The sequence below is a fragment of the Pedobacter sp. MC2016-14 genome, assembly GCF_020991475.1.
In the GTDB taxonomy this organism is placed as follows: domain Bacteria; phylum Bacteroidota; class Bacteroidia; order Sphingobacteriales; family Sphingobacteriaceae; genus Pedobacter.
This window is the reverse complement of the sequence record NZ_JAJMPA010000002.1, coordinates 189949-204971: the sequence shown is the minus strand read 5'-3', so window position 1 is coordinate 204971 and position 15023 is coordinate 189949. Positions and strand designations below refer to the sequence as shown.

General features: G+C 40.5%; 8 protein-coding genes. All 8 read right to left on the bottom strand.

The window, feature by feature from the left end; translation table 11 throughout:
- Nucleotides 1-20: 20 nt before the first annotated feature.
- Entirely contained in the window at nucleotides 21-350 is a 330-nt protein-coding gene (locus LPB86_RS13235) for a hypothetical protein (RefSeq protein WP_230644677.1), read from the bottom strand.
- A 79-nt stretch (nucleotides 351-429) separates the two neighbouring features.
- Nucleotides 430-2778, bottom strand: coding sequence for a DPP IV N-terminal domain-containing protein (locus LPB86_RS13230; RefSeq protein WP_230644675.1), 2349 nt, complete (start codon nucleotides 2776-2778; stop codon nucleotides 430-432).
- Between the two features lie 3 nt (nucleotides 2779-2781).
- Nucleotides 2782-3918, bottom strand: coding sequence for a thioredoxin family protein (locus LPB86_RS13225; protein ID WP_230644673.1), 1137 nt, complete (start codon nucleotides 3916-3918; stop codon nucleotides 2782-2784).
- Nucleotides 3919-3924: 6 nt separating this feature from the next.
- Nucleotides 3925-6354 carry a zinc-dependent metalloprotease gene (locus tag LPB86_RS13220; RefSeq protein WP_230644672.1) on the bottom strand — a complete coding sequence of 810 codons (2430 nt, stop codon included), beginning with the start codon at nucleotides 6352-6354 and terminating at the stop codon, nucleotides 3925-3927.
- Nucleotides 6355-6364: 10 nt separating this feature from the next.
- On the bottom strand, nucleotides 6365-8809 hold the full coding sequence (locus LPB86_RS13215) for a zinc-dependent metalloprotease (RefSeq protein WP_230644670.1): 2445 nt from the start codon (nucleotides 8807-8809) through the stop codon (nucleotides 6365-6367).
- A 25-nt stretch (nucleotides 8810-8834) separates the two neighbouring features.
- Nucleotides 8835-9779 carry a hypothetical protein gene (locus tag LPB86_RS13210; RefSeq protein ID WP_230644668.1) on the bottom strand — a complete coding sequence of 315 codons (945 nt, stop codon included), beginning with the start codon at nucleotides 9777-9779 and terminating at the stop codon, nucleotides 8835-8837.
- A 30-nt stretch (nucleotides 9780-9809) separates the two neighbouring features.
- The gene (locus tag LPB86_RS13205) at nucleotides 9810-11321 is read right to left on the bottom strand and encodes a RagB/SusD family nutrient uptake outer membrane protein (RefSeq protein ID WP_230644666.1); all 1512 of its coding nucleotides are present in this window, start codon (nucleotides 11319-11321) and stop codon (nucleotides 9810-9812) included.
- An 8-nt stretch (nucleotides 11322-11329) separates the two neighbouring features.
- Nucleotides 11330-14929, bottom strand: coding sequence for a SusC/RagA family TonB-linked outer membrane protein (locus LPB86_RS13200; RefSeq protein ID WP_230644664.1), 3600 nt, complete (start codon nucleotides 14927-14929; stop codon nucleotides 11330-11332).
- Between the last annotated feature and the right edge of the window lie 94 nt (nucleotides 14930-15023).

Genomic DNA, 15023 nt, shown 5'->3' with positions numbered 1-15023 from the left:
TCATAAATGTTTAAATCCTGCTACAAATCTTCTTCGTCATCATCTTCTACAATGATGTCCTCGTCATCCTCCAGATCTTCATCATCCAAATCATCGTCTTCTAAGTCGTCATCTTCAGGATCAACGGAGAGTTCTTCATCAAGCAAAGTTCCTTCTCCATCTGCAAATTCAACTTCTTCGCTGGTGTAGCCTGCATCTTCTTCTGCAGTGTCACCATCAGCCAGAGCAGTTGTAGTATCAGTACTTTCCAGATCTTTCTCTTCAGGTGTACTCCTGCCTACCTGAAATTGATCAATCGTAGGGATTTCTTCCTCTACTTGTTCATTTTGGTTATTAATGCTGTTTTCCATAGTTGTAGATTTTATGTATTTACAACAGGCCTCATAACGATTAGTTTTCGGAAAAATTTATTACTACTGCCTATGAAATTTATTTTTCCATCAAATACTTTGCAAAATACTGCCTTAAGCGCCTTTGAAAATACGTCTTGTAAGGTTCTTCATAAGTATGACTTTGCCCGGGCAACACCAATAAATCAAAATCTTTATCTGCCTTAATCAGCGCATCTACCATTCTATACGTACCTGCAGGGTTAACATTTTGATCAGACTCACCTGTAACCAGCATCAAATGCCCCCTTAGGTTTTTGGCCAGACTTTGGTTTACATCAATCTTTTTACCGTAACCATTGTAGGTTTCGCCCCATGTTCGGTTATAAATAGTATTGTCATGATTCCCTGAAGAAGACACAGCAACCTTATAAAAACCCGGGTAAGTACATAATGCGGCTGTGGACATCATGCCCCCTCCTGAGTGACCAAAGATCCCAACCCTATTTAAATCGATGAAGTTATAACGTGCGGCCAGCTGCTCCAAGCCATATTTATCATCCTCCAAGGCATAGTCCCTCAAATTGCCATAACCAAACTTATAATAGGCTGCATTGCGGTAAGGCGAACTGCCCCTATGGCCCATCACCACAACTACAAAACCCGTTTGAGCCAATGAGGTATTGTTGTATCGGTCAGTCACTGTAAATTCATTCCATACGGTTTCTATAAAAGGCCCGGGATACACTTGTGAAATGATAGGGTATTTTTTATTGGGATCGAAGTTAAAGGGTTTCCACATCAATCCGTAAAGATCTGTTACCCCATCCTTAGCTTTTACCGTAAACATTTCCGGCTGTTTCCATCCATAAGCATACAGTTTGCTAAAATCGGGTTTCAATACTTCCTGGATATATTTACCTTCGGTGTTGCGTACAATGGTTACCGGTTCAAGGTCTATCCTGGAAAAATAATCCACAAAATAATTCTTATTTGGCGACATAAAAACGGCATGGGTTGCATCTTCAGGGGTCAGCAATTGTTGGTTGCGACCATCTAAACCAACTTTATATAAAAATGCATAGTTGGGATTGCGCCCTTTTTCTTTGCCATAGCCATAAAAATAAACAACCTTCTTAGCACTGTCCGTTGCTACAATCTTACCCGCAGTCCAGTCACCTTGTGTAACCGAATTTAGCAAACGACCAGTTCTGTCGTAGTGATAATATTGTCCCCATCCTGTCCGGTCGCTCCACCATAAAATATCCTTGCCTCCGTTAATAATAGAAACATTGAACATATCCATATTGATAAAAGGTTTGCTAACCTCATTGATCACCACACGCAAAGCACCTGTATTTAAATCTACCGCACAAAGTTCCATTTCGTCACGACTTCTCTTCTTGCGCAGTATAAAAACTTCTCCATTGCTGGTTTGGTTGCGCAACACCTCTACTTGCTGATCGGGCCAACGGTCGATGTTTACCTTTTTAAGCGTATGTGCCGCAGCATTGCCCACGTAAAACTCATATTGCGCAACATCTGCATCACCGGGCAGCTCATATTTATAGGTAGTTAGGTAAGGCCTGCCGAAATTGCTTGCAGAATTGAACACAGACAGCGTCTGCACCTTCCGTGTATCTTTACGAAGCACATAGAATGATTTAGAATCAGGAGTCCAAACTGCATCTGTAGATCCGTTAACGCCAGCATATTTATCCAACTCATTGATGGAAAAAGAATGGTATTCAGCTCCATCATTAGCCAGTACGCGCTCTGCGGTATCCGTATTAACCCCCTTAATGTATAAATTATGATGACGAGAATACAACAGCCATTTTTTATCTGGCGATATGGTACCAGTATGGTAAACAGGAAATTTCTGAGGCCCCTTTTTTACCTGCTTCAGCAGTGTCTTTGTAGTATAGTTATAGTCGTAAGTCTCACCGTTATATCCTACCTGCACGGTTTTTTCATCATTTGAAAACTGGGGACTGTAGGTTACCGAAGTACGACTTGGCTCTCCCTTTGTTAATTCCTGCAGCTTCTGAGCAATGGCCACCTTGTCAAACAAAACAATTTTCTGCTTTTTGTCGGGATCAACCAAATAATAATTATCCTTATCCAGGCTAAAAACATTCAATGAAGGTGGAGACGTGGCATTTATTCCATAATCAGTTGTAACCCGCTCATCGGCATCATTGCCAATGTCGATCTTCTGCCCCTTCATCGGGCGATGCGGGGGAAGTCCACCTGCTGCCGGGCCATTAGCGCTAAACCAAAACTTGTTACTTTTCTTCAGAAAAAAAGGGATAACCTGCGTAGTACCTATTTGCCTTTGCAGGTTTGGGGCGTCAAAATATTCGGCGGCTTCATAATCTGGCGTTTGCGCCCACAAAGAAGCGGGCAAAATTAACAGTAGCCACAATAACTTATATTTTCTGTTCATCCCCTACTTATTTTGAGCTTCGTTTATGGGTTTATTTGCCCTGATCTGGTTGGCTTTAAGCATCTCACATGTTGAAACCAGGTAAGGGTTTTTTGTTTTTTTGATCACCTTATCTGCAATTTGAGTAGCCCTTGGGTATTTGTAACCCGGAATAGAAGCACAATAAGATACATAACCCCAGGTAATCCTCAGATTGTCTTCAGAAAAAGTATGGATATTTTTTTCAAACAGTGCGGTTACTTTCTCCGGATTTTTCTCCCCCGCAGCTTGTCCCATTTCAATCAACACCAATAACTGGTTTTTATCTGGCATCTCCGTAGCTTTGATCTGTTCTTTATAGTGTTCAAACTGCGCTTTAACATAAGGCTGTTTTTTAAAGTGATAACCTTCTAAAGATTCAGTTGCAAGTTTTCTAAAGATCAATGACATTTTACGGTCTACGGAGTCTTTGTTGTTGTTCGCTGCAAAATCCCTCCAGTGGTCTACCAGGTAGTTAAAATTCCGGGTATCTACATTAGATAAATACATAGCGTACCTGTTCTCTTTAAATAGTACCCAGTTTTCTGGTAAGGCACGCTGAGCAGGTGTAAGCAAATCCATCAGTTCATCATTCAGCTTTTTTGCTACTCCAATTTCCATCTGGCGGATTTTTAACAGAATCAGTTCTCTCATCAAGTCTGGCTGGCGCTCTCCAGCAGCATACCTTGCCAGCATCCGGCTTTCTTCATTGTCTACCTTCATACCCAGCTTTATTTTCGCCATAAATTCAGTAGCCGACATACCACCTACAAACTTATAAACCTGCTTGCCATTTTCATCAAATAACAAATAGGTTGGAAATGCGCCCACAGTATAGGTTTTAATTGCAGCCGGCCCCTCTCCTTTTTCCATATCCATTTTTACATTGATAAAATGGCTATTAAAAAAATCTGCTACGCTATCTTGTGTAAACACCAGCTTTTCCATTCCTTTGCAGGGTACACACCATTCTGTATAACAATCGGTAAAAATCATTTTATGCTGCGCCTTGGCTAGCTTAAAAGCTTCCTGCAAGGAGGTAGTATTAAAATTGATGCTTCTATTTTGTGCATAACCGGCAGTGGCCATCATGAACATTATTCCTGTCAATAGTTTTTTCATCCGTATTTAGTTCTGTTTTTGGTTCATATCCCGTTGAATTTTTTGCTTCATTACCCTGTAATGCTCCCGTGCCGAAGCGTCCTGATGTTTATCTGCAAGATTTCCAATGCGCTCCATAGTCCTGATAAAATAGAGGTGCAACACTTCGTTAGAGTCAGTTAAACCACCGGTGATGTTGTTTTTAGCAACTGCCACAGAGAGATCATATATAAAATTGGTTTGCATAAGCATCCGGTAAGCATCCACAGAATCGGTTGTATTAAAATCCTTAAAAATATAATGATCAAGATCTGTAAACAGGTCGTTCACTGTATATGCTTCCTTACCCAATGCATATTCTGCCTGTATAAGGTTGTTTAGCACATCAGAACTTATAAATTTCCTGAGGGCATCCTGTGTACTATTGCCCATCTTTGAAGATTCAGACTCTGAGTTAAGCTGATTTAACTTTTTACTCTGCATCCAGGAAGGCGCACCGTTAAAGAACCAATTATTTAGTAAGGCCATTGCCTTTTGCTGATCTTTTTTTGACGTATATATTATACCGGTATCGTTATATCCCTTAAGCACCGGACGTACGGAAACACCTCCAATATAGCTGACCACATTATCTGTATACAATTGATAACTAATTTGAAAAGCTTTAGAAAGCAGTTTGAAGTTAGACCAATCTTCGTCTTTATCGTCCATAGCTGAAGTGAGTTTTTCCACTTGTGGATAATAGCGCTGAACGTTCTTCATACCCAATTCTGAAGCCTCCAGAAGATCAGAAGATAAGTCGCCTTTTCTGGTAGATGGATCGTTTTTATTTTCGTCCAGGAAGAGCAGTTCAGCATTTGATATTTTCAAAGAGGCCAACATTTTCTTTTCTGCTGTGCGATCTGCGAATATGCGGTATGCCCATCCAATCGCCATTTTATCGTATGCACCAACACGTGGCATTAGCTCTGCAACATCAATGTTATCTTCTGGCTGTACCACATAGTTAAATTGCATATCGTCTGTTACGGAAGCTGTAAAGCCGTGATCTTTTAACCATGTGCCAGATCTAAGCTGTTTTGGGGTGTATGCGGCGCTGCCGTGAAGGTTAGGCGTCATGCCCAGCAATTCCCCTAAACCCTTTGCCACCTTCCATTCCATAATTTCGCCGCGCAGGGCTGGATTGTATAGGTTTTTCATAACCCTTGGGTCTTTAAACCCACATTTAGCAAAATAAGAAGGCAGTAATTCATCGCACACGTTTACATCAATATTCATCTTCGCGGCAAGAATCTCTCCCGTACGGGGATCTGTAACGGTATTGGTGGCAATGCCATTTAAGGCATTGCCCCATTTAATAAGGATCTTTCCTGAAGACAACCAGCTGTCGTTTTGATCCATCACCACCACCAGTGCATTTTTAAATCCTGCTGTGCTAAAGGCGTCGTTCCATTGCTGCACAGCTTTTTTGATGTAAGGGACAAAGAGCGCAGGCGTAGTAGGATCTACAAAAATCTTGATCTGCTTTTCTGGTTCAACCAGTTCACCGGCAAAGTAGCGTTTTTGATCCGCCGCTTTAACCCCAAGATTCCATTTTGTAATTACTTTTACATTTTTTACGCCGTAAGGGCTTTTCCCAAAATCGTTGTAATTAACTGTTCCAAAACCTATTCTCTGGTCTGCTTCCCTCACTTTCATTTGGGATGCAGGCAATCGCTGGATAACGAGCTCAAGCACGTAAGCCACAGCCTTATCTATCGCTTTGCTACCATTGTAACTAGAGCCAGGTGTAGTTTGAGTACGTAGTACACTGAACACAACACCATTTTGTGAAGCCCTTACTTTTTGCACACCAGAGCGTGCTGCATCAGAACCACTTAGTCCGCTTACCTCTTTAAAGGAGAAAAGCTCTCCACTTTCCAGCAAATGCCTGGTAATGTTTAAAATGTAACTGCCTTTTATTTTTCCTAAAGCTTCTATAGGCATTACAAAACTCACCGGAACAAGGTTAGATTTTTGAACCAGCGCTTCAATCCCCTGGTTAAAATCCGGGGATGCCGCCTCCTTATAAACCTCTTTGGTTACATTAAGGTTGTTTCCCGTTCCCTTACTTAAACGGATCACACCGGAGGATTGCGAAATGTTATTGCTATATCCACGGGCAATATCGCCAATGATTAAAAGATCCGAATTTAATGCCGATGCGGGCACTTCCAGGAAATATCTGGAGCCGTCCTGGTAAACAGTGAACTCCCCTGGCGTAACAACCATTGTTTTTTTAAAAAACTTTTGAAAAGCCATTGGCTCATCCTTAGTTGCATCAGTTTCGGTTATTGGCGCAGGTGCTACGGCCTTAGCCTTATGGGATGCAGAGGAGCTGCTGGTTACCTGTGCCTGTATTCCTGATCCGCTGAGTAATAAAGAAGCGGTAAACAGGGTATAATATATATATTTCATCAATTTATCATTATTTAGTTAGATATGCATCGTTTCTTCCGGTACGCCAAACCTTAATCATGTTTGCAATAGCGGTTAGGTGGCTTTTTGAAATGAAGTCGGTTTGCAGTGCTGCACCTGCTTCAGCTTGTGCTGCTGTAATTTTTAGCAGCTCCGTCATTTTTAAGTCTACATTATTAGGAAACGTGCCCGGACTATCAACATGCCTAAGTACTGTATTAAGAAAAGAGCGTTGCAGCATTCTGTTGTAGCGGGATATAGGCTTTCCATCTTCCATACCTTTAAAAATCAACTGATGCAAATCAGTTAAAAATTCGGCAGCCGTATATTCACTATTACCCTCAATATTCTCTACCCTTGACAATGCGGAATATTTAGAGAACAACCTGCCTAGCAGATCACCATAACTGGCTTCTACATCGCTATCAAAGCTAAACCTTGTTTTTGCCATAATATCTTCAGGATACAACCATTTAGGCTCTGTTAACATGTAGGCAGCTAAATAGGCCAGTGCTTCCTTTTGCTGCGCCCGGCTAACCGGAATGAAATTACTTTTATGCTCTGTACGCAATGCATTATCAGTAAATACACCACCTATGTTTTTAGCTACGTGTTGCAGGTATTGATAATAACGGCCCTGAACGGCGCGGTACATTGACCGGAGGGTTAAATACTCATGATCATCGCCTTCTCCCCATTTATTGAGGTTGGCCATAATTTTTTTAAGGTTTTCTACACCAAGGGCATTGGCTTTCATATTGTTGTCTCCAATGTCTTCGCTCTGCACCCTTGGATCAAAAAAGTCGCCCTCCTCAAAGTAAAAAAAACGTGGGTCTTTTCTTTTTTCGGAAACCCAGGAAGTAAGGTAGTCTGCCACAGCTTTTGAATCCATTTCGGGCATGTATTTATAGCCCCATTCAATCGCATAATCATCGTATACACCAATAACGGGCAGCAAGTCTGTTGGAGACATTTTATCCTCTGGCTGCGCGGCGTAATTAAAACGCATATAATCCATTACAGATGGACCGAAGCTATTTTTACGGATAAAATCTCTATTGCGTAAGCTATCAACCGGGTAGGATGAGCTGCCTGCAAAATTGTGCCTCAAGCCAATGGTATGCCCTACCTCATGGGTAATCACGTTTTTAATAAGTGTTCCCATCAGCGCCTTGTCCATGGGGATTTTTCTTGCAGCAGGGTCTGTTGTGGCGCACATGGAGAAATACCAGCGTTGCAGGAGTTCCTGAATGTTGTGGAACACCGCAATGTGAGAAGAGAGAATTTCACCAGAGCGGGGGTCTACAATTTGCGGTCCGTAAGCATTGGCCATTTCAGAAGGCTTATAAGAAATGTAAGAGTACCTGGCATCCTCCATGGTATAATCCGGATCTTCTGCAGCAGTTGGGGCAAGCTTGCCGGTAATAGCATTTTTAAAGCCTATCTTTTCAAAACTTTTGCGCCAGGCGTTTACCCCTTCAATCATGTAGGGGATAAGGTATGCCGGGGTATTGCGATCAATGTAAAATACGATCGGTTTTGCAGGTTCAACCAGTTCGCCGTTTTTGAATTTCTGCAGATCTTCCGGTTTAGGTTCAATTCGCCATCTGTTGGCAAAGGTTAAAAACTCATTTCTTTCGGGGTTTGTATCATAATTTTTTAGGCCCGTTAAAAAATAACCTATTCTTTTATCTGCGTAACGCTGAGCCATTGGCACCTTTGGCAATAAAAACCAGGAGGATCCAACCTCCCACATCGTTGGGTTAGTTTCTTGCTTTTTTGGTGCTGCACCAGGTGCAGCAGGTGGCCCTTGCGCTGGGGCACCTTCGCCATAACTTTTAATGGAGCGAAAAACGATGTTATTTTCAAAAGCACTTACGCCAAGTAGCTTAGACTTCTGAGGTTCAAATGAACCTAATTTCAGTTCCACGGCAGCTCCCTTTAAAGAGAATAAATCGTTGTCGCCGGCAAAGAGGTTGGTAATGTCAATAAGAGAACTCGAAGTTCCGGTTGCCACGATATCAAAAGCAAGGAGGCTGGGTACTAAATTCGTTTTGACCGCATTAAAGTACATACTACCCGTATCAGTTGCTTGTACAAATTCTGGAGCAATGAGGTTCATTTTCCCATTGATACCCTTATTAAAACGGATTACGCGGTCATTTACCGCATCTCCTGCAAAACCATAGCGCATTGCAGGGTTACGCATACGCTGCGCCGAACCGCTGATGATGGTAATGCTGGTAAGAATATCACGACCAAGCAATTGATCTGGAATTTCTATGAAATATTTATCGTCTTGTACCAGGATATTAAACATCCCTTTATACTGTTTGGCGGCAGGTTTAACAAAGGTGCCGATAGCCGGCACCTTTGTTTCTGTTTGTGCATACGCGCATACAATTCCTGTAACCATCAGCCCGAGGCTGAGGAACACTGTTTTTATAGGTTTCATTTGTGTGTTAGTATGTATTAAGTCCCTATATACCTTTGGTAGCGTTACCTATCAATTGCAGATCTACCCCGTACTCATTGATGAAGTAATCTCTAACTATATTATAGCGTTTCCTGATTTGGCCATTGGTGTCTTTCGTAACGTTGAGTATCCCAGCACCTGTTAAATCGTAGTTTGGTGTAGAAGTATTCATGTTCACAGTAGAAAAAGTAACCATTGCTGTGATGTAGGCATTCCAGTCGGCTTGCGCATTAGCACCATAATATCCCATAATGATACCTCTACTAAAAGACTGTGCATTAGTGGTCATGGCAGTGACATAGTCTGCGCTATTGATAAACTCAGCGGTAGGTGTACTTAAGCCTCTTGCTATGATACTTTGAATAAAAGTGATGTTTACGCTAGTTAAAAAAGTGCGTTGCTCTGCTGCTGTCATGTTATTCACAGTGGCATCACCATAATTTACCTTAATGTTATCGTAGTTGTAATAAGCCCCAACTTTTTTGGTCATTTTTACCGCCATAAATGTGGGCGTAAATACATATCCATTATACACAGAATCTACCTTTTTACACAATAAAATTTTAACAGGTAGAAATTTTTTCAGAAACTTATCCGTGTAAAAACTGAACCATTTACTTTGTATTAGCGCAAGTTGTGCAGGAATATACGCTGGATCAGCAGTTTCTATATCTGCTCCCGCAGTCCACAAGGCATTTGCCGCAGGTTGGGTCGGTTTTGTCCATGCGGTAGGCGTCCAATAAGCATCTTTTTCTGTAAAATTATATAACATATAAGTTCCGTATTTCTGATAATAATTCACAATTGTTTGATCAAAAGCGTTGTTTCCCTGAGGCACGCTGTAAGTATCTACAGTATCAGAAGGTGTTAAAATTTCCTCTGATTTCTTGCAGGCATTTAAAGTAAATATCGTGCAAAGCACAACTAAACCTAAAATATATGTTTTCATCGTTATTTAAAATTTAAGTAGAACGAATTGTTATCTTGGATTTTGCACTAAATCAACATTAGTGGCTAATGCAGTAAATGGAATGGGTAAAGCATATAACAAACTGTTTTCTGGAAGTGTATATGTTGTACTTGCACCATCCGCACTTTTATATACGTGCGTTACGGATTGTCTCCATCTTTTGATGTCTTGCCACCTGTGTCCGTCTTCTAAAGCCAGCTCCCGCCTGCGTTCTTGCTGATAAAATGTATACAATGCGGCACCATCAGTAATGGCAATTGGCGAGTAAGCGGTATTACGCGTATCGTAACGATTGCTTCTCAAATAATTTAGATCTGCTAATGCTTGAGTCCGGTCGGCAGTATTTCCACTTTTGATAAAGCGATTAATCAAGGCCTCCGTCCTGTTCAAGTACACTTCTGATAACCTAAAACCCCTGGTTCCTGAAACTGAATTTTGAGTTGATTTTGCCGTAAAATACAGAAATGTTCCACCATTGGTATAAGTGTTAAAGTACATCTGGTAGCGTAAATCACCATAATTCGTTGTACCAGGGCCTTGCTCATATAGTGTACTCAGCGAAGTTGACACCGTGTACGGAGGGGTGGCTCCAGTTAGAAGTGCTGGAAAATAAGTTCTATCGTTTTGCAGGTTAGAGCCATAAATCCATAGGACTTCTGTATTACCAGGATCGAAAATCCCAGTTCTGGAAAATGCACCAGTTGGTGTAAAAAAGGTACTTAAAGCCGTTAAAGTGTTACGCTCGGCCAGTACCGCATTTGCGGAACTAATTACCTTATCCCCGTCGCTATCCAGGCCTCTGTACAAGTAAAAACGAGACAACAATGCATTTGCTACTGTTGCCCCTACTCTATATGGACTAGAGGGAACGTAATTAGCTTTTAATAAAGATGTTGCCTGTAGCAAGTCTTTTTCAATCTGGTCATACGTTTGTTTAAGCGTAGGCCGCGATAAACCACCATCACGAACTTCGCTGGATAGAACTAGTGGCAAGCCAAGACTAGTTTCAGGATTAACGCCAAGACCGCTATATGGCTGGCAATACGTAGTAACTAATTTAAGATAATAATAAGCTCTCAAAAATAAACACTGTCCTACAATAGCATTTTTTGCTTGCTCTGTACCGGCAACGTTTGGCAGGTAATCCATAATTACATTGCAACCTTTAATTTTGCTATAACAAGTTTGGTACAGATTTGCACCAGGAGGAATCGTATTATTTGAATCAAACATTGTTGGATCAAACTTAAAAATTGCGGTTCCGTTCATATAGGGCGTTACATAAGAGCTAACTTGTGCATTGTTTACTACTGCCAGACCATTGCTTTGTACATCATCTGTTAATAAATCAAAATTATCAATTGGTGCGTTGTAAGGATAAGCATCACCATTCATTAGCGCTGTGAGATCTTCGGTAGAACCTGGTCTCATTTCATCCTGACTATATTCAGCCAGAAATTTTTTGCAAGAACCCAATACCGTGGTTGAAAGTATCAGGCAAAATATTATAAATCTTCTCATATCCTTCATTATAAACTTAAATTTAAATTGATTGTGTAGGTTCTGGTTCTTGGTTGCTGACCAGTTGCAACTTCTGCGTCTAAGCCTTTAAAGTCTTTGCTATTGATAGCGAATGGATTACTTACCCCGGCACCAATATTGATGTTTTTACACTTTAAACGCTTCACGAAACTTTCGGATAAAGTGTAGGCCAAATTGATATTATTACAACGTAAGGCCGACGCACTTACTAATCTGTCTGTACTATAATTATACATTTCGTAAATGTCCACACCTACCCCACTGCCATTTGGTAACAACAACTTAGGTATTGAGCTATCCGGCAATGCTGGCACCGAACCTGTTGTATTGGTTGTAGACCAGCGGTCAAGCAATTGACGAGATAAATTTTGATACTCGGTTGGCAGGTTTTGAGTTAATGTATAAAGAGGGGATAAAAACTTCTTACCTCCAACCTGTAAATAAAAGCTTGAATTCAAGGTAAGCATTTTGTACCTGAAATTCATGCCCAGTCCAGAAGTAAAATCAGGATCCATTTTACCTGCATAATTCATAAATGAGGTGGGATCTTTTGGATCGGCACCTGCTGCTACAGATAAATCAATTTGCGGACGACCACTTACCGGGTCAATTCCAGTAAATCTAAAAGCATAGAATGAAGAAACAGGCATACCTACTTTATTCAAGGTTCCTGATACCGCAGTACCCCAACTCACAACTTGCGGTCCAATTTTGGTAACGGTATTGGTATTTTTAGATGTATTCAATGTTACATTCCAGCTAAAATCTTTGGTGCGTACAGGTACAAAACTTGCTGTCACTTCATATCCCTCATTTTTCATTGATCCACCATTAACCAGCATACTCGTTACACCATATTCACTAGGTACAGATAAACTGGTAATCAACTCTCTGCCTCTTTTACTGTAATATTGAAATGAACCTGAAATTTTGCTGTTAAATAAACCAAAATCAAGGCCTAAATTCATGCTGGAATTTTCTTCCCAGCGCAAATCACCATAAGGCAGTGAACTCACTGTTAGCAGAGTTTCTCCTGTATAAGTGTCCGTATTATTTGATGTTGCCCCCGTTGGTATTTTGATGATTAAATCAGGACTTACGTTGGACGCTATATTTCTTTGGTAACCAAAAGTTCCACTTAGGCTTAAGTTAGACAACCAGTAGCTTCTGGTAAACCATTTCTCGTTGGCAATGTTCCATTTAGCACCTCCCGCCCAAACAGGGTTAAACTTTTCATTGGTAAACTGGCCAAAACGGTTTGAACGGTCATTACGCACACTCATATTGAAAACATAACGGCTGTCATAGCTATAGCTAGATGTTAAATACAATCCCATGGTATTGTTAAGCCTGTCTGTAACCTTAGGTACTAAAGAAGTTGTCAATGGGTTTACTGTAGTAATGGTACCCGTAACTGTGCTTACAGGTAGAACAGCAAAAGATTTACCCCTGTCTCTTAAATACCCCAAGGAAGTATTGCTATAACCTGTATACTGGGTACTGTTAATTTCCTCGCCAAACATGAAAGATACAGCGTGTTTTTGATTAAAAACTTTATTGTATGAGAGGCTGTTACGCCAGCTCCAGGCATTGCTATTATTTTGATCCAGGTTATACTGTCCTCCAACCGGCATTTTACTCTGCTTGTAATTTGCATCTATTGCTTTATAAGCACCATAATTATATGACCTGTAGGTACGGGCAATATACTCGGATTGTTCAGTAGCGTAAGATTCACCTACAGTTGCGGTAGCATTATAGCTAAATAAACTTTGCAAGTTTAAACCTTCTATGATCTGATAATTGGCATTGATACTTGCATTGGCAGACAATACCTTGTTGGTATTCCCGGTATTATTGCGCTCATTGATGGCATTGTACAAATAACCATCTTTATTTGGATAAAAGTTTAATTCTCCTGTTGGAGTATAGGCGCGTATGGCACGGTTTACATCTTTAGCATAACCATAAGGATCTACAATATAAAATCCATTTGTTTTATTTTGCGAAGCAGATAAACGTGCAGATATGTTAAATTTTCTGGATAATTGCGAGGTCATAGACAAATTTCCTGTAAAACCCGTCACATCATTGCCTATCGCGGTGCCTTTAGAATTATTGTATCCAAAAGAGCTATAATAGCGGGTATTTCCATTTCCTCCAGAAACACTTAAATTGTGTCCGGTGCTTATAGGTACACGAAAAAGCAAATCAAACCAATCCGTATTCGCTGTTTCTAAATCACTTACTTTAGCATTAAATTCATCAGCTGTAATTGTCTTTTTATAAAGGTAGTCATTTAATGCGCCTGCATAGCCAATGTTGCTGTTTACAAAACTTGAAGTTAAGCCACGACTAAATATCTCCCTTGACACGCCAACACGCTCTTTAGAGTTCATTAAATTCAACTTATCGTAAGTTACTTTTTCAGTAGTGCTAAAATTAGTGGAATAGCTAATTGCCGGTGGGCCTAGCTGACCTTTTTTAGTCGTAATTACAATAACGCCATTTGCCGCTCTGATACCGTAAATGGCCGTTGCAGAAGCATCCTTTAATACGGTAATATCTTCTATATCCATTGGATTTAACCATCTAATAGAGTTTCCAACAAATGTTCTGATGTAATCGAAGTTATCCGAATTAATGTCACCATTTGAGTTTAAAGTTTGTGCATTAAAAGGTATCGGATCTTCCTGAATTATTCCATCCACTACCCAAATTGGTTCCTGAGTACCGGATAAGGTAGAGGTACCCCTAACACGAACTCTTTGTTTGGTTCCTGTTAAACCGCTAGTATTCGTTACCACAACCCCCGCCAATTTACCTTGCAAGGCTTGCTCTAAAGTATTTACACCATTGAGATATAATTCTTTCGCCAATATAGTTTGTGTGGAACCTACCAGATTACCTTTTTTTGCAATTTGATAACCATTATCTACCTTAACTTCATCAAGGCTAATGATCCTATTGTGCATAGTTACTTCAATCTTGGTTCTTCCTTTCACCCTTACCTCCTGGGTTTCCTTACCTACGCTAGAAAATACCAGCACAGCATCTTCATCTACATTGGCCAGGATAAAGCTTCCAGTCATGTTTGTAGTGGTAGAATTCCTGGTATTCTTAACCCCTACATTTACATTTACCATTGCCTTTCCGCTTTCGTCTGTTACCTTTCCAGCTACAGTAATGGAAGCAAAGTATCCTGCTACTTTATCAATAATCGTTTTCTCCCTTTCTTTAATCACCACTGTTTTCTCACCAATGGTATAAGTTAAAGGCGAATCCTCAAAACAGATCCTGAGCACATCTGCCAGATCCGCATTTTTAACATTAATGCTCACCAGATTGGCTTTTTTTATCAGGTTCCGGTCAAAAAAGAAATCATAACCGCTCTGTGTTCTGATCTTTTTAAAGATCAGCTGTACAGGAACATTTTTTTCAGTAAGCGAGATTTTTTGCGCATAAGATGCAGCACTTACTTGTAGTATGCCGGCAATTAATAAAACGGTGGTTAGTCGCATAATGAGCAGGAGTTTGTTGATATAGCACGTCACTATACCCAATTTCTTTGAGTAAAATTTATACATTTGTTTAGTTTAGTTGTTAAATTGATATACCTGAAATTTTTATTAAGATAATGCTGAACTTTTAGCCAGTCCTGACGCCAATCGGGACTGGTTT